Below are 23,911 nucleotides of genomic sequence, written 5' to 3'. Positions count from 1 at the left end.
GATGGGCCCCGCCACGACCACCCTCGCCACCACGGCCGCCGCCGCGGTCGCCGTGGAGTTCCTGCACCTAGCCCCGGCCGCCGTCCGACTCCCGCCGCTGCGCCGCACGGTGGCCCGCCGCACCGCCGGCCACGGCACCGCGCCCGGCCACATCGCCCTGACGTTCGACGACGGCCCGGACCCGCGCAGCACCCCGTACGTCCTCGACGCCCTGGACGACCTCGGCGCCCGCGCCACTTTCTTCCTGCTCGGCTCGATGCTGGAGCGCGCTCCAGCGCTCGGCCGGGAGCTGGTCCGGCGCGGCCACGAGGTCGCCGTCCACGGCTGGCACCACCGGCAGCAGTGGTATCCGGCCCCCGCCCGCGACCTGCGCGAACTGCGCCGCGCCACCGAGGCCGTGACCGACCTGTGCGGCGCCGGACCGCTCTGGTACCGCCCGCCGTACGGCGTCCTGACCGCCGGCCCGGCCCTGGCCGCCCGGCGCCTCGGCCTGCGCAGCGTGCTGTGGACGGCCTGGGGCCGCGACTGGACGGCACAGGCCACCGGCGCCTCCGTCTACGCGACCGCCCGGCCCGGCCTCACCGCCGGCGCCACCCTCCTCCTCCACGACTCCGACTGCACCTCCGCCCCCGACTCCTGGCGCGCCACCCTCGCCGCCCTTCCCCTGATCGCCGAGCACTGCCGCACCCGCGACCTCACTCTCGGCCCCCTCCGTGACCACGCGGTGCGGTCCTGCGGCGGGCCCTGAGCCCCTGCGGGCCCTTCGGGGCTCAGGGCCCTTCGGGCTCGGGGCCGCCGCGGCAAGGGGCGCCGGAGCGGCAAGGGTCGGCCCCGCCGGAGCCTGCGCCTACCCCAGCCCCACCCGCCGCAACGCCTCCCCGAACCCCGTCCGCCACCTCTCCGGCGTCGCGCCGGGGGACGGTCCGGGCGAGGGGCGCTTCAGGGCCGCGAGGGCGTTGCGGACGACCTCCTCGGGGCGGGCGGTGGCGACGTCGGCGTGGCCGAGTTCCAGCTCGTGCTGGAGGTTGTCGCGCCCGTGGCCCTGCACCACGTCGAGGAGCAGCAGGCGCCGGCCGAGGGCGCGGGCCTCACTGCAGGTGTCGCCTGAGCTGGTGACGACCAGGTCGGCGGCGGCCATGAGCGCGGGGATCCGGTCGGTGTAGCCGAAGGGGTGCAGCCGGGGCTCCCGGCGCGCGGCGGCACGCAGGCGGCGCTCCAGTTCGCGGTTGCGCCCGGCCACGGCGAGCACGTGCGGCCCGGCGGCGGCGAGCGAGGCGGCCGTACGGGCGAGCGGTCCCAGCCCCCAGGAGCCCGACATCAGCAGGACGCACGCGGCGTCCGCCGGCACGCCCAGCTCCCGGCGCGCCTCGGCCCGCTCCGGCGGCCGGTAGAACGGCTGCCGCAGGGGCGCGGGCACGACGGCGATGTCGGCGTCCGGCCGGTAGCGCCGCACCGCGCAGGCGGCGACCTCCGAGGTGACCAGGAACAGGTCCGTTCCCTCCTGCACCCAGAGCCGGTGCGGCGTCACGTCCGTGCAGAACACGAAGTGCCGGAACCCCCGGCCCCGCCCCCACTCCTGGAGCCGGTTCACCGCCGAGGTCGCGGTGGCGAACACCGAGACCACCAGCTGCGGCCGCTGCGCCGCGACCAGCTCCCGCAGCGCCGGGACGAGCCGGGTGCGGGCCGCCGCGTCGGCGAGCCGCGCGATCCGCGCGCCCGGCCGCAGCGCCGAGAAGTGGAAGGCGTCGTACACACCGGGCAGGTCCAGCAAGCGGCGGAACACCGCCTCCCCGGCCGCGCCCGAGCGCTCCCCGAGCAGGGCCATGGCGTCGACGGTGGCGGTGGTCCAGCCGCGCTCCCGCAGGGTGTCCGCGCAGGCCTGCGCCATCACGTCGTGGCCCTGGCCGAGCGAGCCGGAGACCAGCAGGGCGTGCGGCATGGGCGCGCTCCGGTCAGCCGGCGGACGCGGCGGTGGCGGCCCGGTACCAGTCCGCGTAACGCCGCACGCCGTCCGCGAAGTTGGTCCGCGGCGACCAGCCCAGCAGCCGCTTGGCCTGGGCCGAGGAGATCCGCCGCCCGGCGTAGTCGGCCTTCCGGCCGTCGATGTGCTCGATGGTGACGGGCCCGAGCAGTCCGTCGACGGTGTCGGCGATGTCGCGCACCGAGACCGCCGTCGAACCTTCCAGGGCGAAGGTCTGGTCCTCGGCGGCGGGGGAGAGGGCCCGGACGTGGGCGTCGGCGAGGTCCTCGACGTAGACGAAGTTGCGGCTCTGCCGGCCGTCGCCGGCGATGGTGATCGGCCGTCCGGCCAGCGCGGCCTGGACGAACCGGGCGACGACGAGCTCGTCGCGCATCCGGGGGCCGTACGGGATGCCGTAGCGCAGGATCGTGAAGTGCTGCCCGTACAGCTCGCGGTAGCTGTGCACCAGCATCTCGGCGGCCAGCTTGGTGGCCACGTACAGATGCCCGCTGTGCTCCAGCTCGATCGGTACGTGTTCGTCCAACTCCTGCTCTTCGCCGCCGAGTTGCTCACCGGCGAGGGCTGCGCCGTAGACCCAGACGGTGCTTGCGAGGACGGTCCGGCTGAGGCCGCTGCGCCGGGCCGCCTCCAGGACGGCCTCGGTGCCGTCGATGTTGGTCCGCACGGCGCGGACCGGGTCGGCGGAGACCTGCTCGACGTCGGCCATCGCGGCGAGGTGGTAGACCACTTCGCTGCCCGCCAGGGCCGAGGTCAGCGCCTCCAGGTCGAGGACGTCGATCCGCGCGTGCTCGGCGTCGGGGTTGAGGTACTGGTCGGTGGTGTCCACCGCGAGGACCTCGTGGCCGGCCGCGATCAGATGGTCCACGACGTGTGAGCCGATGAATCCGCACCCCCCGGTGACGGCTATCCGCACGTTCCTGCTCCTTCGCTCTCTTCCGCGCTCTCTTACGGCTGCCCGGCCGGCCGGCTGCCCGGTTGCCCGGCCAGCCGCCGGTGCACCGTCGAAACGGCCTCGACGACCTGCTCCGCCTCGTCCTGCGTCATGTCGGAGTGCACCGGCAGGCAGACCTGCCGCGCGCAGACGTCCTCGGCCACCGGCAGCGGACCGCGCCGGTACGCGGCGAACACGGGCTGCAGGTGCAGCGGCAGGTCGTACACCTCGCCGGACAGCCGCACGCCGTGCTCCTCGGCGACCGCGCGCTTGAACGCCGCGCGGTCCGTCCCGGGCGGCAGCAGCGCCACGTACTTGTAGTAGTTGCCGCGGCAGCCGGGCGGTTCGAGGACCGGCTCCAGGCCGTCGAGCCCGGCCAGCGCCTCGTCGTACCGGCGGGCGACGGCCCGGCGGGCCTCGATGAACTCCTTCAGCCGGCGCAGGTGCACCGCGCCGACCGCCGCATGGAGCTCGCTCATCCGCCAGGAGTAGCCGGGCAGGACGTGGTGGTTGGTGGTGAAGGACCCCTTGCCCTGGTCGCGGTAGATCCGGGCCTCGTCGCGCAGCTCCGGGGACTCGGTGAGGATCATGCCGCCCTCGCCGCTGGTGGTGACCTTGGTGGGGTAGAAGGAGAACGCCCCGGCCAAGCCGAACGTCCCGGCGGCCCGGCCGCCGAGGCTGCTGCCGTGGGCGTGCGCCGCGTCCTCGACCAACGGGATGCCGCGCTGGTCGCACAGCGCCCGCAGGGCATCGACCTGCGGGGTGATCAGCCCGCCGATGTGCACCAGGACGACGGCGGCGGTGTCCGGGGTGAGGGCCGCGGCCAGGGTCTCGGGCGACAGCGCGAGCGTGGTCGGGTCGACGTCGGCGAACACCGGGCGCCCGCCGGCGTGGACGACCGCGCCTGCGGTCGCGTAGAAGGTGACGGCGGGCACCACCACGTCGCGGCCCCGGACGTCGACGGTGCGCAGGATCACCTCCAGCGCCGCCGTGCCGCTGCTCACCGCGACGGCGTGGGAGGCGCCGTGCTCGGCGGCGAAGGCCTGCTCGAAGCGCTCGGTCCACGGGCCGAGCGTCAGGGCGCCGGTGGTGAGCATCTCGGTCACCGCCTCGGCCACGGCCGCGCGGTCGCTCTCGTCGAACACGATGCGGGCGGCTGGAACGCCCATGGGCACCTCCGGCGGCGGGCTGCGCGAGCAGCACCGATCGGGTCGGATCCTCCCGAACCGCAGGAGAAGCGGTCGGGTCAGGCACATCACGCTACTTCGCCCGGTGGGGGCGCGGCCCGTCGTCGCCGCCCGCACGGGTGACCCGGCTGCTTCCGCCGCAGGTGGGAGGCCTACTCCCGACGCAGGGCGTGCGCTCCTTCCCCCGGGGGAGGCGCGTACTGCGTCCGCAGTACGCAAACGGCCTGTGCAGGGAGGACGACGGAGCAGGGGCCGGCGACCAAGGATTGGCCACCCTGTGGCGGACCCCGCCCGCTCGGCGTGCCCTCAGCGCCCGCTCAGCGCCCCCTCGGCGCCCGGGCTCGCCGAGCGCGTCGGGCCGTCCCGGCGCAGGATGGAAGATCCGGGCGGTGAAGCGCCGGGGTGGTGGAGCACCCCGGCGGTGGAGCCCGGGAAGTGAACATCCGGCGACGGGAGGTCCGGGCCGTGGGAATCGCAATGGCAGACATCCGCGAGTGGCGCGGCCATGCCGTGGTCGACGAGAAGAGCCACCGCATCGGCACGCTGGAGTCGGTGTACGTCGAGACGGCCAGTGACGCGCCGTTCTTCGCCACCGTGGCGGTCGGCTTCGCCGGCCGGCGCCGCCTGGTGTTCGTCCCGCTGGACGGTGCGGTGGCGGGGCCCGACTACGTGCGGGTGGCGTACTCCAAGAACCAGGTCAAGGACGCTCCGGCGATCGGCACCGACGACGTCCTGCCCGCCGAGGACGAGCCCGCCGTGTTCGCGCACTACGCGTTCCCGTACGAGACCGGCGCGGGCGGGGAGCGCCGCCTGGCCCGCCGCTGAGGCCGCCCGGGAGGGGCGGTCGAATCCCCGCCGGGTACGGCTGCCCGTCGACGGTCGATGCGGAGGACGCCGCGACGGTCGATGCGAAGGGCGGCCCGGACGCGCGGGTGGACGAGGAGACGGTCGGCGCGGGCCTGAACCGGCTGCGTCGGGCCCAGGGCCAGCCGGCCGGGGTGATCGCGATGATCGAGGCGGGCCGCGACTGCAGGGATGTGGTCCCCCGGCTCGCCGCAGTCCCGCGCGCCCTCGACCGGGCCGGGTTCAAGATCGTCGCCCGTGGCATGCGCCAGTGCAGGGCCGCCTCCGACGAGGGCGCCCCGCCGATGAGCGAGGCGGAGCCGGAGAAGCTGTTCCTCGCCCTGGCCTGACCGGCGGCGCGGGCCGGGGAGCCGGCCCGCGGTAGGCGGGAGCACTGCGGAGGGCCGTGACGGACGATCCGTCGCGGCCCTCCTCGCGTGCGTGCCGGGTGTGCGTGCCGGGTGTGCGTGCCGGATGTGTGCGCCGGATGCCGCCCCGCCCGCAACGGCTGCCCGCCCCTCCCGCCCGCGGAAGTTCCCGAACCGCCCGACGTTCCGTCATGCGCCGTTCATGCCCAGGTCGCCGGTCTTCGGATGAATGAGGCCGCGCCCAGTTGTACAGCCAACTGTGGCTTCCCTCCCTTCTCCAGCCTCCGTGACCAGCCGTACCCGGCTCCGGCGAACCGTCCCCCGGCGGCCCGGGCCCCGGGCGGCGGACAGGAAAACCGTGGCCGCAGTCAGCGCCCTGACCCTCACCTCCTCCACCGACCCCACCGAAGGCGACCGGCTCACCTTCCACTGGACCACCGACGCCCCCGACGCCAAGAACTGGGTCGGCGTCTACGACGGCGGTCGGACACCCGGCACCGGCTCCTCGCTCCTGTGGAAGTACGTCCCGGACGCCTCCGGGGACGTCCGGCTCGACACCTCCGCGCTGACCGGCGGTCCGTACACCGCCTACCTGCTCGCCAAGGACGGCTACGGCGTGCTCGCCCGGACGGCGCCGTTCAGCTTCCGCGCCAAGCCCGCCGTCGTGCGCCCGCACGCCGCGGTGGACGCCTTCACCGCCACGCCCGTCGCCCCGGGCGCCGCCGTGCGGGTCAAGCTCGGCGGCCTGTGGTCCCGACCGGCCGGCAACCCGCCGGGCTCCGCCACCTTCCGCAAGGTCAGCGGCCCGGCCTGGGCCGCGGTCGACGCCGACGGCACGCTCACCGGTACGGCCCCCGCCACCCCGGGGAAGAACCCCGAGCCGGTCGTCGTCGGCGTCAGGGACAGCGCGGGCGCGACCGACACCGTGACCGTCCTGGTGCCCGTCGTCGACCCGGCCGCCGCGCCCCGCCTCAAAGTCGCCGGCTGGAACCTGCACGACGCGGGCGCGGCCTCCACCGACGCCCTGGAGAAGCAACTACGCGTGGTCCTCGCCCAGGGCCTGGACGTGCTGGCCCTGCAGGAGACGGCAGGGGAGCGGGCGAAGACCCTGGCGGACGCCCTCGGCTGGTACGCGTACCAGAGCCCGGGCAGCGTGGGCATCCTCAGCCGCCACCCGCTCACCGACGTCACCCCGCCGACCGCCGACCTGCCCGCCGCCGCGGCGACGCTCAGCCTGCCCGGGGGTCGCAGCGTCCGGTTCTGGGCCGTTCACCTGGACGAGGCGGGCTACGGGCCGTACGCCGTCCAGGACGGCCGCTCCGCCGCGCAGACGGAGGCCGCCGAGAACGGCTCGCTCCGGCTGAAGCAGGCCAGGGCGCTGGCCGCCGCCGTGCGCGCGGACGCCGTCCGGCGCGTCCCGGTCGTGCTGGCCGGTGCGCTCTCCTCGCCCTCCCACCTGGACTGGACGGCCGCAACCGCCGCCGCCCACGGCGGGGTGGGCCCGCTCGCCTGGCCGGTCACGGTGGAACTGCAGGCCGCCGGACTGACCGACGCCTTCCGCGAGGAGAACCCCGACCCGGCCAAGGCCCCGGGGGTCACCTGGTCGCCCACCCGCAAGCAGCGCGGCGACCGGCCGGAGCCGCAGGACCGCATCGACCACGTGCAGTACGCCGGACCGCTGAAGCTGGTCGAGGCGCACACCCTGGTCACCGGCCGGCCGCGGCCCGAGCCCGACGCGGCCGCCAACGAGTGGCCCTCCGACACCGCAGCCGCCGTCGCCACCTTCCAGCTCTGAGACCCACGGCTCCGAGACCCACAGCTCCGAGAGGCCAGTCCGTCATGCCCGAGCTCTCCCGCCGCACCTTCGTCGGCGCCTCCGCGGCCGTCGGCGCCACCGCCCTGACCGGCCTGGCGGCCGCCCCGGCCGAGGCCGCGCCCGTCGCCGACCCCACCGGTTCCGACCGGCTCTCCGGGACCGTCAAGGACGTCAAGCATGTCGTCGTCCTGATGCAGGAGAACCGTTCCTTCGACCACTACTTCGGCACCCTCGCCGGCGTCCGCGGCTTCGGCGACAAGCAGGCGCTGCAGTTCCCGGACGGCACCGACGTGTTCCGCCAGCCCGACAGCCGCCGCAGCGACGGCGGCGTGATGCTGCCGTACCGGATGGACACCGCCAAGTACAACGCGCAGAACGCCGGCGGCCTCGCCCACGACTGGGCGACCGGCCACCAGGCCATCAACAACGGCGCGATGAACAAGTGGATCGCCGCCAAGGGCGAGCGCACCATGGGCTACTTCTCCCGGGACGACATCCCCTACCAGTACGCCCTGGCCGACGCGTTCACCATCTGCGACGCCTACTTCACCTCCCTCGCCGGCCCCACCGACCCCAACCGCCTCTACCTGTGGACCGGCACCGCCGGACCCGGCCGCGACGGCACGACCGGCCCCTGGATCGACAACACCCCGGTCACCGACAACCCCGTCGCCGACTGGACCACCTACGCCGAGCGCCTGGAGGCGGCCGGCGTCAGCTGGCGCGTCTACCACAACCCCAGCAAGGACGACCGCACCGGCGACTACGACGACAACGCGCTCTCCTACTTCAAGCAGTTCCACGCCTTCCCGCACGACGACCCGCGCTACGTCAACGCGATGACCAGGTTCGACCCGGCCGACTTCGACCGGCACTGCAAGGACGGCACCCTGCCGACCGTCTCCTGGCTGGTCGCGCCCTACCTGTTCTCCGAGCACCCGGAGGCCGGCCCGGCCTACGGCGCGCACTGGGTCGACCAGGCGCTGCAGTCGCTGATGTCCAACCCGGACGTCTGGCGGCACACCGTCTTCCTGGTCATGTACGACGAGAACGACGGCTACTTCGACCACATGGTCCCGCCCACCCCCGAGCCCGGCACTCCCGAGGAGTTCGCCCAGGGGCGGGCCATCGGCCTCGGCAACCGCGTCCCGCTCTGGGTCATCTCGCCCTGGTCGCGCGGCGGTTGGGTCAACTCGCAGGTCTTCGACCACACCTCGGTGCTGCGCTTCATGGAACTGGTCACCGGCGTCGCCGAACCCAACATCTCCGCCTGGCGCCGGTCCGTCTGCGGCGACCTCACCAGCTGCTTCGACTTCGCCGCCCCGGATCACTCCCTCCCGGTGCTGCCCGACACCAAGGCCCTGATGGCCAGGGCCGACGCGGGGGCCAAGCTGCCGGGCGTCGCCCTGCCCGCGGCCGGCGCCCAGTCGATGCCCGTCCAGGAGCGCGGCGACCGCCCGCACCGCCCGCTGCCCTACCAGCCGTGGGCCGACGCCGAGGTGGACCGGAACACCGGCAGGGTCACCTGCACGATGAGCAACGACGGCGCGGTCGCGTTCCCGTACACCGTCTACCCGAACATCCTGCTCCCCTTCGCGGGCACCCCGTACACCGTCGCCCCCGGCGCCACCGCCCGGTACGTGTGGGACGCGGCCGCCACCGACGGCCGGTACGACTTCACCGTCCACGGCCCGGACGGGTTCGTGCGCCGCTTCTCCGGCACCGTCGTCCGCGACGGGCCGGACGGCCAGAACGACATCGGCGTGCCGATCGTCACCGCCGACCTGCGCGGCAACGGCAAGTTCACGCTCCAGCTGGCCAACGACGGGATGACCGACGTGGCCTTCACCGCCGCGCCCAACGACTTCGCGGGCACCGCGCGGACCGTCTGGGTCAAGCCCGGCAAGCAGGCCAACCTGCCCTGGCCGCTGGACAAGCAGGGCCGGTACGACGTGGTCGTGGCCGCGCACACCGGTCAGCGGTTCGTCCGGCGCTACGCGGGCTGGGTGCACTGACCGACGGCCCGGCCGCGGCCGGGGGCGCCGAACCGGTGACCCCCGGCCGTGGCTCGGCCGACCTGTCGGACCCCGCCGCTACCGTCGGGCGCATGCAGAAAATCGCCACCTTCCTCTGGTTCGACGGTCAGGCCGAAGAGGCCGCCACCTTCTACACGTCCCTGTTCCCCGACTCCCGCATCACGCGCGTCGCCCGCTACGGCGAGGCCGGCCCCGGCGCGGCCGGCTCGGTCATGACCGTCGACTTCGAACTCGCCGGACGCGAGTACACCGCCCTCAACGGCGGCCCGGAGTTCACGTTCACCGAGGCGATCTCGCTCCAGGTGGAGTGCGACGACCAGGACGAGATCGACGAGCTCTGGGCCAAGCTCACCGCCGACGGCGGGCAGGAGGGCCCGTGCGGCTGGCTCAAGGACCGCTTCGGTCTCTCCTGGCAGATCACTCCGCGCGTCCTGCTCGACCTGGTCGCAGGCGAGGACCGGGCCAAGGCCGACCGCGTGATGGCGGCCATGCTGCGGATGCACAAGCTCGACATCCAGCCGCTGCTCGACGCGGCCCGGGGCTGACGCAGTGGCCGCCTTCACCCACCGCACGATCCTCTACCTGCGGGCCACCCCCGAGCGGGTCTGGCACGCCCTCACCAACGCCGACGAGTCCGGCCTCTACTGGGGCCACCGCAACGTCTCGACCTGGCTGCCCGGCGCGCCCTGGGAACACCAGCGCACCGACGCCTCCGGGACGGCCGACGTCATCGGCACCGTCGAGGCCGCCGACCGCCCGCACCGGCTGGTCACCACCTGGGCCGGGCCGCAGGAGCAGCGCCCGGGCGGGCCCTCCCGGGTCACCTTCGAGATCCGGAGCTGGCAGGACCTCACCCGGCTCACCGTCACCCACGAGAACCTCGCCGACGAGGCCGAGCGGGCTGATGCCGAGCAGGGCTGGGCGGCGGTGCTCTCCAACCTCAAGACCTACCTGGAGACCGGCCACCCGCTCCCGCAGCAACCCTGGCTGATGCCCTGATGCCCTGATGCCCTGATCCACTGAGCGTGCTGATGCACTGATGCACTGACGCGCTGAGCGCCCGACCGCCCGCTGCCGTGGGCCCCTGAGCCCCTGAAGTCCCCGACGGCCCGATGTCCACCGGATCAGCGCCCGGCCTCCGCCGCCGGGCGCCCCGTCGTTCCCCGCCCGCGCCCGCGCCTGCGTCCGCGCGCCCGCCCCCGCTCGCCCCGCAGGAAGCGGCGCAGCCCGGCGAAGCGCGCGAACCGTTCCTGGTTCGCCACCGAGGCCCGGTCCAGCTCCTCCATCAGCCGCCGGCTGCGGTGCTCCAGGTCCAGCTCGTCCAGGATCCGGTCCACCTCGGCCAGGATCGAACCGTGCAGCTGCCAGGCCTCCGGGTGCTCCTGCACGGTGCGCAGCAGCTCCCGGGCGACGTTCTCCCGGCAGGTCCAGGCCGCGGTCAGTTCGGAGGTCAGCCGGGTCTCGGCCTCCTCGGCGCTGCGGCTCACCTGGGTGGACACCAGGACCGCGAAGCTCACCATCGCCCCGCCGACGTGGTCCAGCAGCTCCTCCAGGGCCACCGCGACGTCCGGCGGGAGGAGTCGCTCGCCGGGCGCCCGCCGCTTGGCCAGGTCGGTCAGCGAGCGGGCCAGCACCCGGATCACGACGACGCAGATCTCCAGGGTGTCGAGCCCGGTGCGCAGCACCAGCCGGGACAGCAGCCCCTCGCTGATGCGCGGGTTGAACCGCAGGCTGTCCTCGGCCTGCCGCAGTGCCGCGTCCACCTCGGCGATCGCGTGGTCGAGCCGGCGCGCCTCGTGCAGCCGCTCGGCGGCCCGGGCGACCGGTGTGGGCCGGCCCAGTTCCTCGGAGATGTCGAGCAGCAGTTGTCGGGCCCGCCGGGCCAGGTCCTCGATCGACTCCCCGGCGGTGTCCACCCACACCGGCGGTGCGAACAGCAGGTTGAACAGCAGGCCGACGGCGGCGCCGATGAGGGTCTCCAGGACCCGGTCCCAGGCCTGCGAGGTCAGCTTGGAGACGCCCAGGATCAGCATCGCGCTGATCGCGACCTCCTGGACGAACTCCTCGACGCGGACGAACCGGCCGACGACCAGGGAGGCCAGGATGATCAGGCCGAGGCTCCACCAGGAGAGCCCCACCACGGCGCTGAAGCCGATCGCGATCAGCACCCCGACCACCACCGAGTTGACCCGGCGGATACTGGTCTTGAGCGTCGAGTAGACGGTCACCTGGACGACCAGCAGCGCGGTCAGCGGTGCCGTCAGCGGCGCGGGCTCGCTGCTGAGCTGGGTCGCCACCGCGAAGGCGATGGTGGCGGCGACGGTGGCCCGGACGGTCTGGACGACGAAGGGTTCTCGGGCGTTGCGGCGGATCAGCGTCGTGAGTGTCTCCGGGAGAAGGGCCATGACGCCCTTCTTTCCCCGCCACTGCCGTTCACACCGGTCTCCGGGCCGTCCGGCACCCGTATGACCCCGTAGAACCCCGAGGTGGCGGCCGGTTTCCGGTGCCGGCCGCCCCGGTCGCCGCCCCCGGTCGTCCTCGCCCGGGGGCGGGCCGGGAGGCCGTCAGTTGTCGCGGTTGAAACGCAGCTTCCAGGGCGCCAACGCGGACTCGAGCTGCACCCCGACGCTCATCTTCGAGGCACCCTCGATCCGCTCCTCGAAGCGGATCGGCACCTCGCGGATCGTCATGCCCCGCTTGACCACCCGGTAGTTCATCTCGACCTGGAACGAGTAGCCGTTGCTCTGCACGGTCGGCAGGTCGATGGCGCGCAGGGTACTCGCGCGCCAGGCCTTGAACCCGGCGGTGGCGTCCTTGACGCCCAGGCCGAGGATGGTGTTGACGTAGAGGTTGGCCCAGGCGGACAGGGCCTTGCGGTGCCAGGGCCACTCGGCGGCGGTCGAGCCGCCGGTGACGTAACGGGACCCGAGCACCACGGCGGTGTCGTCGGCGAGCAGGGTCCGCACCATCTCGGGTATCGCCGAGGCCGGGTGCGAGAGGTCGGCGTCCATCTGCACCACGACGTCGGCGCCCTCGTCCAGGGCCCGTTCCATGCCGGCCAGGTAGGCGCGGCCGAGGCCGTTCTTCTCGGTGCGGTGGAGCACGCCGACGGTGCCGCCGGAGTCCGCGGCGAGCTTGTCGGCGATCTCGCCGGTGCCGTCGGGGGAGTTGTCGTCGACCACGAGCAGGTGCAGGTCGGGCACCGCGAGTTCCGCGAGCAGGCCCGCGAGGACCGGGAGGTTCTCCCGCTCGTTGTACGTGGGGACGACCACAACGACCTTGGGGGAGGCCTCGACCATGTTCTGTTTCCCTCGTGTCCTCGCCGGTCGGCAGCCATGCCGCACCGGTCGGTTCGCCTGGACGACCTTCGCTGGTTGAACCGACTGAGTATATCGGGGGCGTCGGCGCGCTCCCCTCCCGGGGCCGGGCGACCCGGGACGGGAGCGCGCCGCCGACGCGGACGCGGAGGCGAGGCGGGTCGCCGCGGGCCTGCCACGCCGCAGCTCCGGTACGCCGCAGCTCCGGTACGTCGAGGCCCGGCTACGCCGTGCCGTAGACCGCGGCCAGGTTGTCCTGGGCGGGGTGGGTGCGGGCGGCGGGGCCGGCGGCGAAGGTGCGCAGGACGTTCTCGGTGACCTTGCGGACCACGTCGCCCGCCTGCGAGTCGATGCCGTGGTCGGCCTTGCCGCCGCCGGGGCCGTGGGCGTCCAGGGCCTCCACCCAGCGCATCGTGCCGCTGGCGAAGACCCCGGCGCCGCTCGGCACGGTGTAGTAGGCGGTGTCGGAGTGGGAGCGGCGGCCCTCGCAGACCACGGGTGAGTGGGCGATCACCTCGATCGGGCGCGGGGTGGGGAAGGCGGTGTCCACCCGGTCGTACTCGACGCCGACGAGGTGCGGGAAGGACGCGCCCGCCGCGACGCCCGTGCCCTCGAAGGCCCAGTGCCCGGGCGAGGAGACCACGTACGGGGCGTCCACCGGGTAGCCGTCGTAGATCACGCCGAGCATCGAGCTCTCCGGGTCGGCGCCCGGGTCGGCCCGGAAGTCGGTGGTCGCCGGGGCTCCCGCCCGGTAGCCCGGGTCCTGCGCCCACGCGGCCTTGTAGCAGACCACCGTGCGGTCCGGGCCGAGGGCGGTCGGCTCGAAGCGGACCCGGCGGAAGCAGCAGTTGGCGCCCAGGATCGCCAGGTTGGTCCCGGTGTCGCGGGCCGCGACCACGTGGGCGCGCTGCTCGGGGGACCAGTACTCGTCGTGGCCCAGCGACACGACGGTGGTCGCGCCGGTCAGCAGCCCGGGCTCCCGGGCCACGTCGATGCCGGTGGTGTAGGCGAGCGGCAGGCCGAGCCGCTCGGCGAGGGCGATCAGCGGGGCCTCGTAGACCAGGAACAGCCCGGCGCCGTGGTCGTAGTCGTACGGCCGGTCGAAGACGACCTGCAGCGAGCGGGTGGCCAGGCCGCCGGTCGGGCCGTTGTAGAGGCTGTGGCCGCCCCACTCGTTGTAGGCCTGCCAGGTCGCCGGAGCGCTCATGACCACGGTCTTCCCGGCGGTGACGGCCGAGCGGACGGTGAGCGGGACGTACCGGCGGCCGGAGCCGTCCTCGGCGTCCAGGCGCAGCAGGTAGGCGCCCTCGGGCCAGCCGGCGGTGTCCACGGCGAGGGTGCGCTGCCAGCCGGTCTGTACGGTGCGGGTCGCGGGGTCCACGTGCGGGGCGGCCTGCTTGCTGCCGGGGACGTGCTCGCGGCGCCAGACCAGGCGGGCGCGAGCGCCGTCGTACCAGCCCATCCGGTAGGCGGAGACCGTGAAGGCGGCGGCCGGGGTCGATACGTGCAGGCCGAAGGCCTCGCCGGGCAGGACGCTGACCCGGTCGGCGAAGCCTTCGATGGCGGCATCCGGGCCGGGGTCGGTGATCTCCCAGCCGGGAGTGCCGGGGAGGGACTGCTCGCCCGTCGGGCCGTCCTTCCCGGCGGCGTGGTGGGCGGGGGCGGGGCCGCGTGCACCGGGACCGTCCGTACCGGGGCTGCCGGTGCCGGCAGCGGCGGGGCCACCGTCGGACCGGTGCGGGACGGGGGCCGCATCCGGGTGACGGGCTCCGCAGGAGGTGACGGCGGCCGCCATCAGACCCAGGCCCAGAATCCCCCGCCGGCTCGGTTCCGCCACCGCGGCCTCCCTCGTGTGTGTCCGTGCTGCTGTGTCCAGGTCGTGCCGGTGCCGGTGCCGGTGCCGGTGCCGGTGCCCGTGCCCCTGCTGCGGCCTGCTGCCGTGCCCGTGCTGCTGTGTCCGGGCGGCCGTGCCCGTGCGGCGCCCGCCTCCGCGCTTCGGGGGTGCGGTGACCGGCTCGAACGATCCGGCGCGTCCAGGTGGCGCGGCGTCAACCCGCTGCGTCAACATGCGCGGACATCGTCGCCCCTTTCGGAGGTGGCGCGCAGCCCAACGCGCCGGGCCGCCGGGCGCGACCGGAGGCCGCCCGCCACCGGGGAGAGCCGTCCGGGCACACCCCGGCGTGTTCACCTGCGGGTTTGCGGGGCGGCGGTGGCGCGGGCACCTAACCTGACCGGGGCCGCCGTCCGGCGGCCCGAAGGGGGTCCGGAACCGCATGCGGCCGGCCGAGTCGTGGACAGGGGTGTTCGTGGTCTCGTCGGGTTCGGTCGAACCGGGGGCAGCGCCTCGGACCAGGGGCGAGCGGTTCCGGGAGTGGATGCTGGAAGGCCTGGCGGACAGGGCCAAGCAGCACCCCGGACCGCACGCGGAGGCACCGGCCGAGAAGGGCGGTCGCTGGTGGCGCGTCATGTGCCTGACGGGCCTCGACTACTTCTCCACCCTCGGCTACCAGCCGGGCATCGCCGCCCTCGCCGCCGGCCTCGTGTCACCGCTGGCGACCATCGTGCTGGTGGTCGTTACCCTGGGCGGCGCGCTCCCCGTCTACCGTCGGGTGGCCCAGGAGAGCCCGCACGGCGAGGGCTCGATCGCGATGCTGGAGCGGCTGCTGTCGTTCTGGCAGGGCAAGCTCTTCGTGCTGACCCTGCTGGGCTTCGCGGCCACCGACTTCATGATCACCATCACCCTCTCCGCCGCCGACGCGAGCGCCCACCTCGTCGAGAACCCGCACGTGCACAGCGCGCTGACCGGCAAGGAGGTCATGCTGACCCTGATCATGATCGCCCTGCTCGGAGCCGTCTTCCTCAAGGGGTTCAGCGAGGCGATCGGCATTTCCGTGGTGCTGGTCGCGGTGTACCTCGCGCTCAACGTCGTGGTGGTCGTCAACGGGTTCTGGCACGTGCTCAGGGCCCCGCACGTGGTCGGCGACTGGACGGACGCGCTGACCGCCGAGCACGGCAACGCGATCGCGATGATCGGCGTCGCACTGATCGTCTTCCCGAAGCTCGCGCTCGGCCTGTCCGGCTTCGAGACCGGAGTCGCCGTCATGCCGCACATCGAGGGCGATCCGGACGACACCGAGGACAAGCCCACCGGCCGGATCCGCGGCGCCCGCAAGCTGCTCACCACCGCCGCCGTGATCATGAGCTGCTTCCTGATCGCCACCAGCTTCATCACCACCCTGCTCATCCCGGCCGCCGCCTTCGAGAAGGGCGGCGAGGCCAACGGGCGAGCACTCGCCTACCTCGCCCACCAGAACCTCGGCAGCGCCTTCGGCAGCGTCTACGACCTGTCCACGATCGCCATCCTCTGGTTCGCCGGCGCCTCCGCGATGGCCGGGCTGCTCAACCTGATGCCGCGCTACCTGCCCCGCTACGGCATGGCCCCGCACTGGGCCCGCGCCGTACGGCCGACCGTCATCGTGCTGACCCTGATCGCCTTCCTGGTCACCTGGCTCTTCGACGCCAACGTCGACGCCCAGGGCGGCGCGTACGCCACCGGCGTGCTGGTGCTGATCAGCTCCGCCGCGATCGCCGTCACCATCGCCGCCCACAAGGCCGGACAGCGCCGCCGGCGGGTCGGCTTCGCGGTGATCGCCGCGGTGTTCCTCTACACCACGGCGGTGAACATCGCCGAGCGGCCGGACGGAGTCAAGATCGGCGCCTGCTTCATCGCGGGCATCATGCTGGTCTCCTTCCTCTCCCGGCTCAAGCGCGCCTTCGAGCTGCGCGTCACGGACGTCGTGCTGGACGACGTCGCGGAGCGGTTCGTCCGGGACTACACCCACCGCCCGCTGCGGTTGATCGCCAACGAGCCGAACAGCCGGGACCTCGCCGAGTACCGCGACAAGATCCACCAGATCCGCCGGGACAACGACATCCCCCTCGAGGACGACCTGGTCTTCGTCGAGGTCACCGTGCGCGACCCGTCCGACTTCGAGGCCGTGCTGACCGTGCGCGGCGAGGTGCTGCACGAGCGGTACCGGGTGCTGTCCCTGGAGAGCTCCAGCGTGCCCAATGCGCTGGCAGCCCTGCTGCTGCAGGTGCGCGACCTCACCGGGCAGCAGCCGCACATCTACTTCGAGTGGACCGAGGGCAGCCCGTTCGCCCAGTTCCTGCGGTTCTTCCTGTTCGGGCAGGGGGAGATCGCGCCCGTCACCCGGGAGGTGCTGCGCGAGGCCGAGCCGGACCGCAGCCGCCGCCCGGCCGTCCACGTGGGGTGAGCGGCGCGCGTGCGCTGGGCGGCCCGGCCGCAGCCGGGCCGCCGTCAGCGGCATCGGGGCGCCTCGTCACCGCGGCCCTGCGGCCGGGCGCCGTCGCGCCGGAAGTCCTACCCGGCTGCCCGCCACTGACGATCCGGTCCGGCGCCGGGGCAGTGGTTCCCGCCGGGGCAGCGGTTCCGGTGGGGCAGCGGTTCCGGTGGGGCAGTTGTTCCCGCCGGGTCAGCGGTTCCGGTGTGACCGGCTCCACGCGGGGGCGACGAAGGCCACCAGGGCGACGGCGAAGGCGAGTTGCAGGATGTGGCGGATCCAGTCGATGCCCGAGGTGTGCCGGACTCCGAGCCAGCCGGAGACGGCGTTGCCGAGCCAGGCCCCGGCGGCGCCGAGCAGCATGGTCAGCCACCAGGGGATCGACTGCGGCCCGCGCAGGATCAGCTTGGCGAGCACGCCGAGCACGAAGCCGATGAGCAGAATCCACAGGATCTGGAACATCGCGGTCCATCCTTCCGGGCGCCACCGGAGCGGGCCGGTGCGTCGAATCTCCGAAGTCGCAGTTCGTCCCATGATCACCCGGATCGGCGGCGGCGGCATTTCGAGGACGACTCGGCAGGCCAGGGACGTGTACGGAGGACACGCCCGGCGGGGAAGGGCTGAATCGTGCCGACGGACGGGGCCGCCCGGACGCTGCCCGGGCCTCAGCCGTCCCGGACCGCCTCGACGGCCTCGCGGACGTCGGGGTGCGGATCGTCCGCCAGACCGGCCAGCAGTTCGGCCACACCCGGCGTGGACCAGCGGCCGACGGTCCAGACCAGCTCCTCCCGGACGGCCGGGTCGGGGTGGGAGGCCAGGCGGGCCAGCCGGTCCACCGGGCCGCGTCGGCGCATCCCGAACCAGTGCAGGACGGCCCGCAGTTCGGCCGGGTCACCGGGGTCGCCCGCCGCTTCGAGGCGGCCCAGCAGGACGGGAACGGGTGGCGGCGGGCCGTCGGACGGATGCGGATGGCGCTCGCGCAGCCGGCGGTTGCCGTACTCGCCGCGGATCCGACAGCCCGAGCAGGTGCAGGGCCGGACGCCGTGGGCGTCGGGCAGGTAGCGCCAGCCGGCGACCTGCGGCACCGTGCGGATCCGGTGCACCTCGCGAGCGCCCACGGCGCGCGGCAGGAAGACCTCCCAGCCGCGCGGGTCGGCCAGTGCGCCGATCAGCCGGACCGCCTCGGCCGCGGGCACGGACCGCTGGGCGCCCTTGGCGCGGTCGCGGTAGTGCCCGGTGAGCACCTCCTGTGCGTCGTCCAGCCGGACGTGCACCGCGACCAGGGAGCCCCGGGGGCCGAAGCGGGCCAGCTCGCGCAGCCACTGGTGGGTCAAGACGTACGAGGGCAGCACGGGGAAGCAGTACAGGCCGCGCGCCCCGCCCTGGCCGGTGCTGTCGGCCCGGATCCCGGCCCGGCGGATGCGCGGCGCGTTCGCCGCGGCGGTCAGGTGCACGAACATCGCCATGGGGCGCGATGGTAGCGGGCTGGTGGGCGGCGGTCCGGAGGGAGTTCGTTCCGGGTACGCCGCGCCCTCGGTGCCCGGGGTTTCCGATGCTTGGGGGCTCCGATGCCCGGGGTTTCCGGTACACCGGGGGTTTCCGGGTGGGCGGCTTGGCGCGCGCCGATGGTCGGTCGGGCTCCGCGGGACGGTCAGGCGGACTCCGCGCGGCGGTCGATCAGGGCGGCCAGGCCGTCCAGGATCCGTGCCAGGCCGAAGTCGAGGGCCCGGTCGCGTCCGTTCGGGTCGGCCATGGCAGCTGCGACGGCGGGGTAGCGGTCGGCATGCTGCTGCACCACCGTGCCGAGGGCGGCGAGGAGTTCGGCCTCGGGGGAGCCGGCCGGGCCGGCCGCACGGGACTGCGAGGCGATCTCGCGCACGTGTCCGGCGAGCAGGACGGCGGCGTCCATCCGCTCGGGGCCGGTCAGTCCGTGGCCGTCGAGCGCGGCCACCACCCCTTCCAGCCAGGCGAGTTCCTTCGGCCCGACCACCCGGGGGCCGACGGTGGCGTCGAGCAGCCACGGGTGCCGGCGGAAGGATTCGGTCAAGTGCCGAGCCCAGGCGGTGAGTTGATCCCTCCAGTCGGTGTCGTCCGCGGCCGCCGGGGGCGTGTCGATGGCCGACTCGACCATCAGCGCGACCAGTTCGGCCTTGCCCGGGACATAGCGGTAGAGGGACATCTTGGTGAAGTCGAGCAGCCCGGCCACCTTCTGCATCGACACGGCGCCCAGTCCCTCCGCGTCCGCGACCTCGACACCAGCGGCGGCGATGCGCTCCAGGCTGAGGGCCGGCTTCGGCCCGCGGGTGGGCTTGGCCGGCGGGCCCCAGAGCAGTCGCACCGTGTCGTTTGCCGCGCCGGTCATGGTCCGCTCCCGTTCTCGTTCCGTGCTGCTCGGTCTGCCCGTGGGTTCCCGCCCGCGCGTTCCGCCTCGGGGCTTCGTCCTTGGGGCCCGCTTCCGAGTCCTGCTCTCGGGGGTCCTGCTCGTGGGTCCTGCTCTTGGTTCTGGTCTCGGTTCTGGTCTCGGTTCTGCTCTCGGGGTTGTCCGCCCGCTTCAACTGTGTCTATCGTACACAGCAGTGAACAGTGTCTATGGGACACAGTTTCTCGATCCTCAGACGGAGTGGTTTCCCATGAGCACCAAGGTCCTGATCTCGGGCGCGAGCATTGCCGGCCCCGCGCTGGCCCACTGGCTGAGCCGGTACGGCTTCGAGGTCACCGTGGTCGAGCTGGCCCCCGCGCTGCGCGACGGCGGCCAGGCCGTCGACTTCCGCGGCCGCACCCACCTGACCGTGCTGGAACGGATGGGCGTACTGGACGAGCTGCGCGCGCTCTCCACCGGCGGCAGCCCGATGACCTTCGTGGCCGCCGACGGCCGCCAACTGCTGCATCTGCCGGCCGAGTTCGCGGGTGGCGACCTGGAGGTCCCGCGCGGCGAGCTCGCCCAGCTGCTCCACCGGCACAGCAGCGCCCACGCCGAGTACGTCTTCGGCGACTCGATCACGGCCCTGGAGGAGACGCCGAACGGCGTCCGGGCCGCCTTCCGGCACGGCGCGCCGCGCGAGTTCGACCTGGTGATCGGCGCCGACGGGCTGCACTCCAACGTCCGCCGGCTCGCCTTCGGGCCCGAGGAGCGCTACGTCCGCCACCTCGGCTACTACGCGGCCACCTGGCAGCTGCCGAACGAACTCGGGCTGCCGGTCGGCTCGGTCGGGCTCAACGTGCCCGGCCGGCTGATGTCGGTCGGCGCCGACCACCGGGACCCCGGCCGGGCAGGCGCCTTCTGTCTGTTCGCCTCGCCCGAACTGCGGTACGACCGTCACGATCCGGCGCAGCAGAAGGCGCTGATCCGGGCCGCGTTCACAGGCCTCGACGGGCGGGTGCCGCAGCTGCTGGAGAGCCTGGACGTGGCTCCCGACCTCTACTTCGACTCGATCAGCCGCGCCGACGTGCCCTCCTGGTCGACCGGCCGGATGGCCCTGGTCGGCGACGCCGCCTGCGGCGCGACCATCGGCGGCATGGGCACCGGGACGGCTGTGGTCGCCGCGTACGTCCTGGCGGGCGAGCTGGCCCGGGCGCGCGGCGAGCACCGCGGCGCCTTCGAGCGGTACGAGCAGCGGCTGCGCGCCTACGCGCAGGGCTGCCAGAAGGGCGGCGACCGCACCGGACCGTTCCTGGCGCCGCGCACCCCGACGGGGCTGCGGTTCCGCAACGCGGTGCTGAACCGGCGTTGGGCGCTGGACCGGATGCTGGCGCTGGGCAAGCAGGTCAGCAGTGTCGATCTGCCGGACTACGAGGCGGAGTTGTCCGGGTGGAGCGGGGCGGTGCGGTGCGGTGCCTCAGGCTGAGCGGGGCGGCCCGAGGCCGGCGGGAGCCGAGCGGTCAATTGAGTGGTCGATGCGAGTGGTCGATCTCGGGTGGTCGCTTGAGCGGTCGATCGAGGGGGCCGGACCGGACCGGACGGGACCGGACCGGACGGGACCGGACGGGACGGGACGGAAGGGGTCTCAGTGGGGCGGGCCGATGCGGGTGCCGTTGTCGAGCACGGCCTCCACCTGGACGGCCGCCCGGGCCGGGCGCTCGACGGCGACGGCGTGGTCCTGGGCAGGCCGGTCGGCGGACCAGTCCGGCCCCTTGACGGTGAGCCGGGTGACCCGGCGGCTGCCCGCCGCCAGCAGGAACTCCGCGCCCTGCGGGGAGCGCCACCACGTCCAGGCCACCGTGTCCTGATCGAACCGGCTGCAGGCCCGGCCCGATCCGCCACCGGTCCGCTGCGGGCCCCGGGCGGTCGGCAGGACGACAGCGGTGGCTGCGCTGCCGTCGCCGTTCCAGCGGTCGGCGCGCAGGCAGACCCAGGCGGCCGAGCCGGCGTTCTGCGGCAGCGGCTGGACGGCGAAGGCCCACAGGTCGAGCTGCTTGACGCCCGGCTTGCCGTCCGGGACGGCGCATCCTGCCCGGGCCCAGGCCTGCAGCGCGTCCTGCGCCGTCGCCTCGCGCGGTGCGTGGGAGGTCTGGGCGGTCTGAGCGGTCTGGACCGTCTGACCACGGTCGGCCTGGGGCCGGTCGGACGGGGAACGGTCGGCCTGGCCGCGGTCCGCAGGCGGGGAGTAGGTGAGGTGCGCGGGGACGAGGCCGCCCAGGTCGGCCAGCAGGAACGAGTGCTTCTCGGCGATGACGGGAGCGGAACGCAACTGCAGCAGGGTGGCGCCATGGCAGTCGTTGAGTCCGCCGCCCGGGATCGCACCGGTGACGCCGTCGGAATGGTCCAACGGGCGGGCTGGGGTGTCGGGTTGGTCGATCCTACGGGTCTCGGCGGAGTCGACCCAGGGCGCCAGCAGGTACCGGACGGCGGCGCCCTGACGGCGCAGCGCCACCGCGCCCGCGGTGGTCACGTCCGAGTCGTCCGCCCTGGCGAGGTCCAGACCGCCGCCGCGGCCGTCGGTGTAGCGGGCGATCCGCCGACCGTCGTACAACAGCACCACGCCGGTGCCGTCCACCGTCCCGGCGAAGAGCAGGTGCGGTGCTTCGACGGGTGGGGCGGCGTCCGTGCCGGGTTCGGCGCGGCTCTGCGGGCCCGGCCGGACCCACGCGGTGAGGGCACGGCCGAGCAGCGCCCCGTCCTCGCGGCGGTCGCCGCGGGCGGGCCAGACGGAGAAGTCGATCCGGGCGGTGTGCTGCCACGCGTCGGACCCGACCCGGACGAGACGAGCCGGGTCGGCGTCCACGGCCGGGAGCGGCGCGGACGCCGGACGGTCGGAGCCGGCCGAGCCGGCCGAGCCGGAGCCGCCCAGCACGGCCGCCGTGGTGGTGAGCCCCAGGACGCCCACCGCCAGCGCGGCCGTGACCGTCCGGCGGCGGCGCAACAGGTCGGTGGGCTGCACCCGGACCGCGCACGGGTCGAACGCGGGCGGCTCCGGCTCCGGTGAGGACAACACCCAGGCGGCGGCGACCGCCCGCTCCGGCTGCGCCACCCCGGCCTGCCGCAGCACCTCGGCGCACCGCCGCTCGTCCAGTCCCTCGACCGCCCGCAGGCCGAAGGCCGCCCGGGCGGGCGCGTCGAGCGCCGACAGTGCGTGGTCGAGTTCCGCGTCCTCCTCACCGCCCTGCGGGGTGAACAGCCGCAAGCCGAGGACCCGGGGCGCCAGCAGACGGGCCGCCGGATGCGGTCGGAGCGCGGCGCGCAGCACTCGCAGCCTGAGGGCCGCGTACGCCGGGTCCGTCTCGGCGGCGGTCGGCTCGTCACGGCGGGTCCAGCGGAAGGGCAGGGCGCGCTGCACGGCGGCGTGGGCGGCGAGCACCCGGCTGTGGCGGTCCCGGTCGGCGGGCAGGGCGAGGTAGGCGAGTCGGACCAGCCTGCGGTAGTGGCGTACCAGCGCGGCCTCGGCCTGCGCCACCGGACGCGTCGCGCCGCCGCCCTGGGCCGGCGGTGCCGCGCCCACCGTCCGTCCTGCCAAGGGAACCCTCCCGGGAGCCGTGGTGTTGTTGTGGTGCTGGGTGCTGGGTGCTGGGTGCTGGGTGCTGGGTGCTGGGTGCTGGGTGCTGGGTGCTGGTGTGCGGTGGTGGTGAGTCGTGGTGGACGGTTCAACGAGTCGATCATGTGATGGTTGCGCCGTCCGGGGTGACCGGCGGGCCTGCGGCCGGTGACGGGCACACCACCGGGGGCATGCTTCGGACCTTTCCACGCGGGGCGGTCACCCTGGACACGGTGGGCGTCGGTGCTCGTCCCCTCGGCGCCCCGAGCCCCCGGAGCGGTCCCGTCCACGACGCGGATGGGGGGCGGGCTTCCGAACCCGTGTCGGGGCCGTGTTCGTCGGTCGGGGCCGAAAGTCCCACCCGTTCGGCCCCTTGGCCCCTGGCGGGCCGCGCTGCGGCACGCCATGCTGCGGGTACCGGCCGGGACGATCCGCGCCCGGTCGAACAGCACCGTTGGACGAGGTGAACCGGCGTGCGGCATACCACCGTCGAATCCGTGATGACCAGCCCCGCGGTCCTGGTCTCGCCCCTGACCGGATTCCGGGACATCGTGACACTGCTGAGCGAGTACGACATCACCGGGGTGCCGGTGACGGACCCGGAGGGCCGACCGCTCGGTGTGGTCTCGGAGGCCGACCTGCTGCGCACCCTTGCCGCGCAGGACGACCCGGGGAGCCTGCTCCCGGCGCCCGAGTCGGTGAAGGCCGGACCGAACGGCGAGGTCACCGCCGCCGATCTGATGACGACCCAGCCGGTGTGCACGACGCCCGGCACCAGTGTGGTCGCGGCGGCCCGGATGATGAGCCGGCACGGGCTGAAGCGGCTGCCCGTGATCGACGAGGAGGGCCGGGTCATCGGGATGGTGAGCCGGGGAGACCTGCTGCGCGTGTTCCTGCGCGAGGACATGGTGATCCGTCGGGAGATCGTCGAGGAGGTGCTCGGCCGGGTCGAGGGGGTCAGCCCGGCGGAGGTGGGGGTCGAGGTCAACCAGGGACGGGTCGTGCTCAGCGGCACCGTGCCCGAGGCGCACCTCGTGCCGATCGTGCTCAACCTGTGCCGATCGGTCGACGGTGTGGTCTCGGTGACCGACCGGCTCGACGCCGGGGGCGCGGCGGCGGCCCTCGGCTGATCCGGTCCGTCGGCTCGCCGGCCCGTTCG

The 23,911-nt window shown here is 74.2% G+C and carries 20 protein-coding genes; 10 read left to right on the top strand and 10 right to left on the bottom strand.

The genetic code is table 11. The features are described from left to right. The first annotated feature begins 1 nt into the window (after nt 1). Nucleotides 2-748 carry a polysaccharide deacetylase family protein gene (locus tag IF30_RS0109110; RefSeq protein ID WP_030234573.1) on the top strand — a complete coding sequence of 249 codons (747 nt, stop codon included), beginning with the start codon at nt 2-4 and terminating at the stop codon, nt 746-748. A 99-nt stretch (nt 749-847) separates the two neighbouring features. Here IF30_RS0109110 and IF30_RS0109105 read toward each other — a convergent pair whose 3' ends face one another. The 3 genes from IF30_RS0109105 to IF30_RS0109095 are packed head-to-tail and all read right to left on the bottom strand — an operon-like array spanning nt 848 to nt 4,081. Further along, the gene (locus tag IF30_RS0109105) at nt 848-1,939 is read right to left on the bottom strand and encodes a glycosyl hydrolase (RefSeq protein WP_030234569.1); all 1,092 of its coding nucleotides are present in this window, start codon (nt 1,937-1,939) and stop codon (nt 848-850) included. 13 nt (nt 1,940-1,952) lie between these two features. Next, on the bottom strand, nt 1,953-2,894 hold the full coding sequence (locus IF30_RS0109100; protein ID WP_037899412.1) for an NAD-dependent epimerase/dehydratase family protein: 942 nt from the start codon (nt 2,892-2,894) through the stop codon (nt 1,953-1,955). A 32-nt stretch (nt 2,895-2,926) separates the two neighbouring features. Further along, a complete protein-coding gene (locus IF30_RS0109095) occupies nt 2,927-4,081 on the bottom strand; it encodes a DegT/DnrJ/EryC1/StrS family aminotransferase (RefSeq protein ID WP_030234564.1) in 1,155 nt (384 codons plus the stop codon). A gap of 495 nt (nt 4,082-4,576) precedes the next feature. Here IF30_RS0109095 and IF30_RS0109090 point away from each other — a divergent pair, with 495 nt between their 5' ends. The 6 genes from IF30_RS0109090 (at nt 4,577) to IF30_RS0109065 (ending at nt 10,161) form a co-directional block, all read left to right on the top strand. Continuing rightward, the gene (locus tag IF30_RS0109090) at nt 4,577-4,924 is read left to right on the top strand and encodes a PRC-barrel domain-containing protein (RefSeq protein WP_030234561.1); all 348 of its coding nucleotides are present in this window, start codon (nt 4,577-4,579) and stop codon (nt 4,922-4,924) included. Nucleotides 4,925-5,031: 107 nt separating this feature from the next. Next, the gene (locus tag IF30_RS0109085) at nt 5,032-5,292 is read left to right on the top strand and encodes a metal-sensitive transcriptional regulator (protein WP_030234559.1); all 261 of its coding nucleotides are present in this window, start codon (nt 5,032-5,034) and stop codon (nt 5,290-5,292) included. Nucleotides 5,293-5,668: 376 nt separating this feature from the next. Next, nucleotides 5,669-7,105 carry an endonuclease/exonuclease/phosphatase family protein gene (locus IF30_RS0109080; RefSeq protein ID WP_030234556.1) on the top strand — a complete coding sequence of 479 codons (1,437 nt, stop codon included), beginning with the start codon at nt 5,669-5,671 and terminating at the stop codon, nt 7,103-7,105. 44 nt (nt 7,106-7,149) lie between these two features. Continuing rightward, the gene (locus IF30_RS0109075) at nt 7,150-9,141 is read left to right on the top strand and encodes a phosphocholine-specific phospholipase C (protein WP_030234553.1); all 1,992 of its coding nucleotides are present in this window, start codon (nt 7,150-7,152) and stop codon (nt 9,139-9,141) included. A gap of 92 nt (nt 9,142-9,233) precedes the next feature. Beyond that, on the top strand, nt 9,234-9,707 hold the full coding sequence (locus tag IF30_RS0109070; protein WP_030234551.1) for a VOC family protein: 474 nt from the start codon (nt 9,234-9,236) through the stop codon (nt 9,705-9,707). Between the two features lie 4 nt (nt 9,708-9,711). Continuing rightward, nucleotides 9,712-10,161: an SRPBCC family protein gene (locus tag IF30_RS0109065; RefSeq protein WP_037899410.1), complete on the top strand. Its 450-nt coding sequence runs from the start codon at nt 9,712-9,714 to the stop codon at nt 10,159-10,161. A 125-nt stretch (nt 10,162-10,286) separates the two neighbouring features. Here the strand turns inward: IF30_RS0109065 and IF30_RS0109060 are convergent, their stop codons facing one another. The 3 genes from IF30_RS0109060 to IF30_RS41160 form a co-directional block, all read right to left on the bottom strand. Then, nucleotides 10,287-11,567: an FUSC family protein gene (locus IF30_RS0109060; RefSeq protein WP_051709576.1), complete on the bottom strand. Its 1,281-nt coding sequence runs from the start codon at nt 11,565-11,567 to the stop codon at nt 10,287-10,289. A 159-nt stretch (nt 11,568-11,726) separates the two neighbouring features. Next, nucleotides 11,727-12,461, bottom strand: coding sequence for a polyprenol monophosphomannose synthase (locus tag IF30_RS0109055; protein WP_030234542.1), 735 nt, complete (start codon nt 12,459-12,461; stop codon nt 11,727-11,729). A 241-nt stretch (nt 12,462-12,702) separates the two neighbouring features. Beyond that, nucleotides 12,703-14,316 carry a N,N-dimethylformamidase beta subunit family domain-containing protein gene (locus tag IF30_RS41160; RefSeq protein WP_078891247.1) on the bottom strand — a complete coding sequence of 538 codons (1,614 nt, stop codon included), beginning with the start codon at nt 14,314-14,316 and terminating at the stop codon, nt 12,703-12,705. A 538-nt stretch (nt 14,317-14,854) separates the two neighbouring features. Between IF30_RS41160 and IF30_RS0109045 the strand changes: the two genes are divergently transcribed. Further along, on the top strand, nt 14,855-16,756 hold the full coding sequence (locus IF30_RS0109045; protein WP_051709574.1) for an APC family permease: 1,902 nt from the start codon (nt 14,855-14,857) through the stop codon (nt 16,754-16,756). A gap of 219 nt (nt 16,757-16,975) precedes the next feature. Here the strand turns inward: IF30_RS0109045 and IF30_RS0109040 are convergent, their stop codons facing one another. From IF30_RS0109040 to IF30_RS0109030, 3 genes are all read right to left on the bottom strand, one after another. Further along, on the bottom strand, nt 16,976-17,245 hold the full coding sequence (locus IF30_RS0109040) for a GlsB/YeaQ/YmgE family stress response membrane protein (RefSeq protein ID WP_030234533.1): 270 nt from the start codon (nt 17,243-17,245) through the stop codon (nt 16,976-16,978). 203 nt (nt 17,246-17,448) lie between these two features. Beyond that, nucleotides 17,449-18,249, bottom strand: a complete 801-nt coding sequence (locus IF30_RS0109035; RefSeq protein WP_030234530.1) for a HEAT repeat domain-containing protein — start codon at nt 18,247-18,249, stop codon at nt 17,449-17,451. A gap of 185 nt (nt 18,250-18,434) precedes the next feature. Continuing rightward, nucleotides 18,435-19,145, bottom strand: a complete 711-nt coding sequence (locus tag IF30_RS0109030) for a TetR/AcrR family transcriptional regulator (protein ID WP_030234528.1) — start codon at nt 19,143-19,145, stop codon at nt 18,435-18,437. 268 nt (nt 19,146-19,413) lie between these two features. On the opposite strand from IF30_RS0109030, the gene IF30_RS0109025 reads away from it, so the two are divergent. Next, the gene (locus IF30_RS0109025) at nt 19,414-20,628 is read left to right on the top strand and encodes an FAD-dependent monooxygenase (protein ID WP_051709572.1); all 1,215 of its coding nucleotides are present in this window, start codon (nt 19,414-19,416) and stop codon (nt 20,626-20,628) included. Nucleotides 20,629-20,787: 159 nt separating this feature from the next. Here the strand turns inward: IF30_RS0109025 and IF30_RS0109020 are convergent, their stop codons facing one another. Next, nucleotides 20,788-22,734 carry a hypothetical protein gene (locus IF30_RS0109020; RefSeq protein ID WP_158834855.1) on the bottom strand — a complete coding sequence of 649 codons (1,947 nt, stop codon included), beginning with the start codon at nt 22,732-22,734 and terminating at the stop codon, nt 20,788-20,790. A 518-nt stretch (nt 22,735-23,252) separates the two neighbouring features. On the opposite strand from IF30_RS0109020, the gene IF30_RS0109015 reads away from it, so the two are divergent. Continuing rightward, on the top strand, nt 23,253-23,882 hold the full coding sequence (locus IF30_RS0109015) for a CBS domain-containing protein (RefSeq protein WP_234322642.1): 630 nt from the start codon (nt 23,253-23,255) through the stop codon (nt 23,880-23,882). The last annotated feature ends 29 nt before the right edge of the window (nt 23,883-23,911 follow it).

The organism is Streptomyces sp. NRRL S-350, from assembly GCF_000719705.1.
Lineage (GTDB): Bacteria > Actinomycetota > Actinomycetes > Streptomycetales > Streptomycetaceae > Kitasatospora.
The sequence above is the reverse complement of the archived record's forward strand: the minus strand, read 5'-3'. Positions and strand labels throughout refer to the sequence as shown.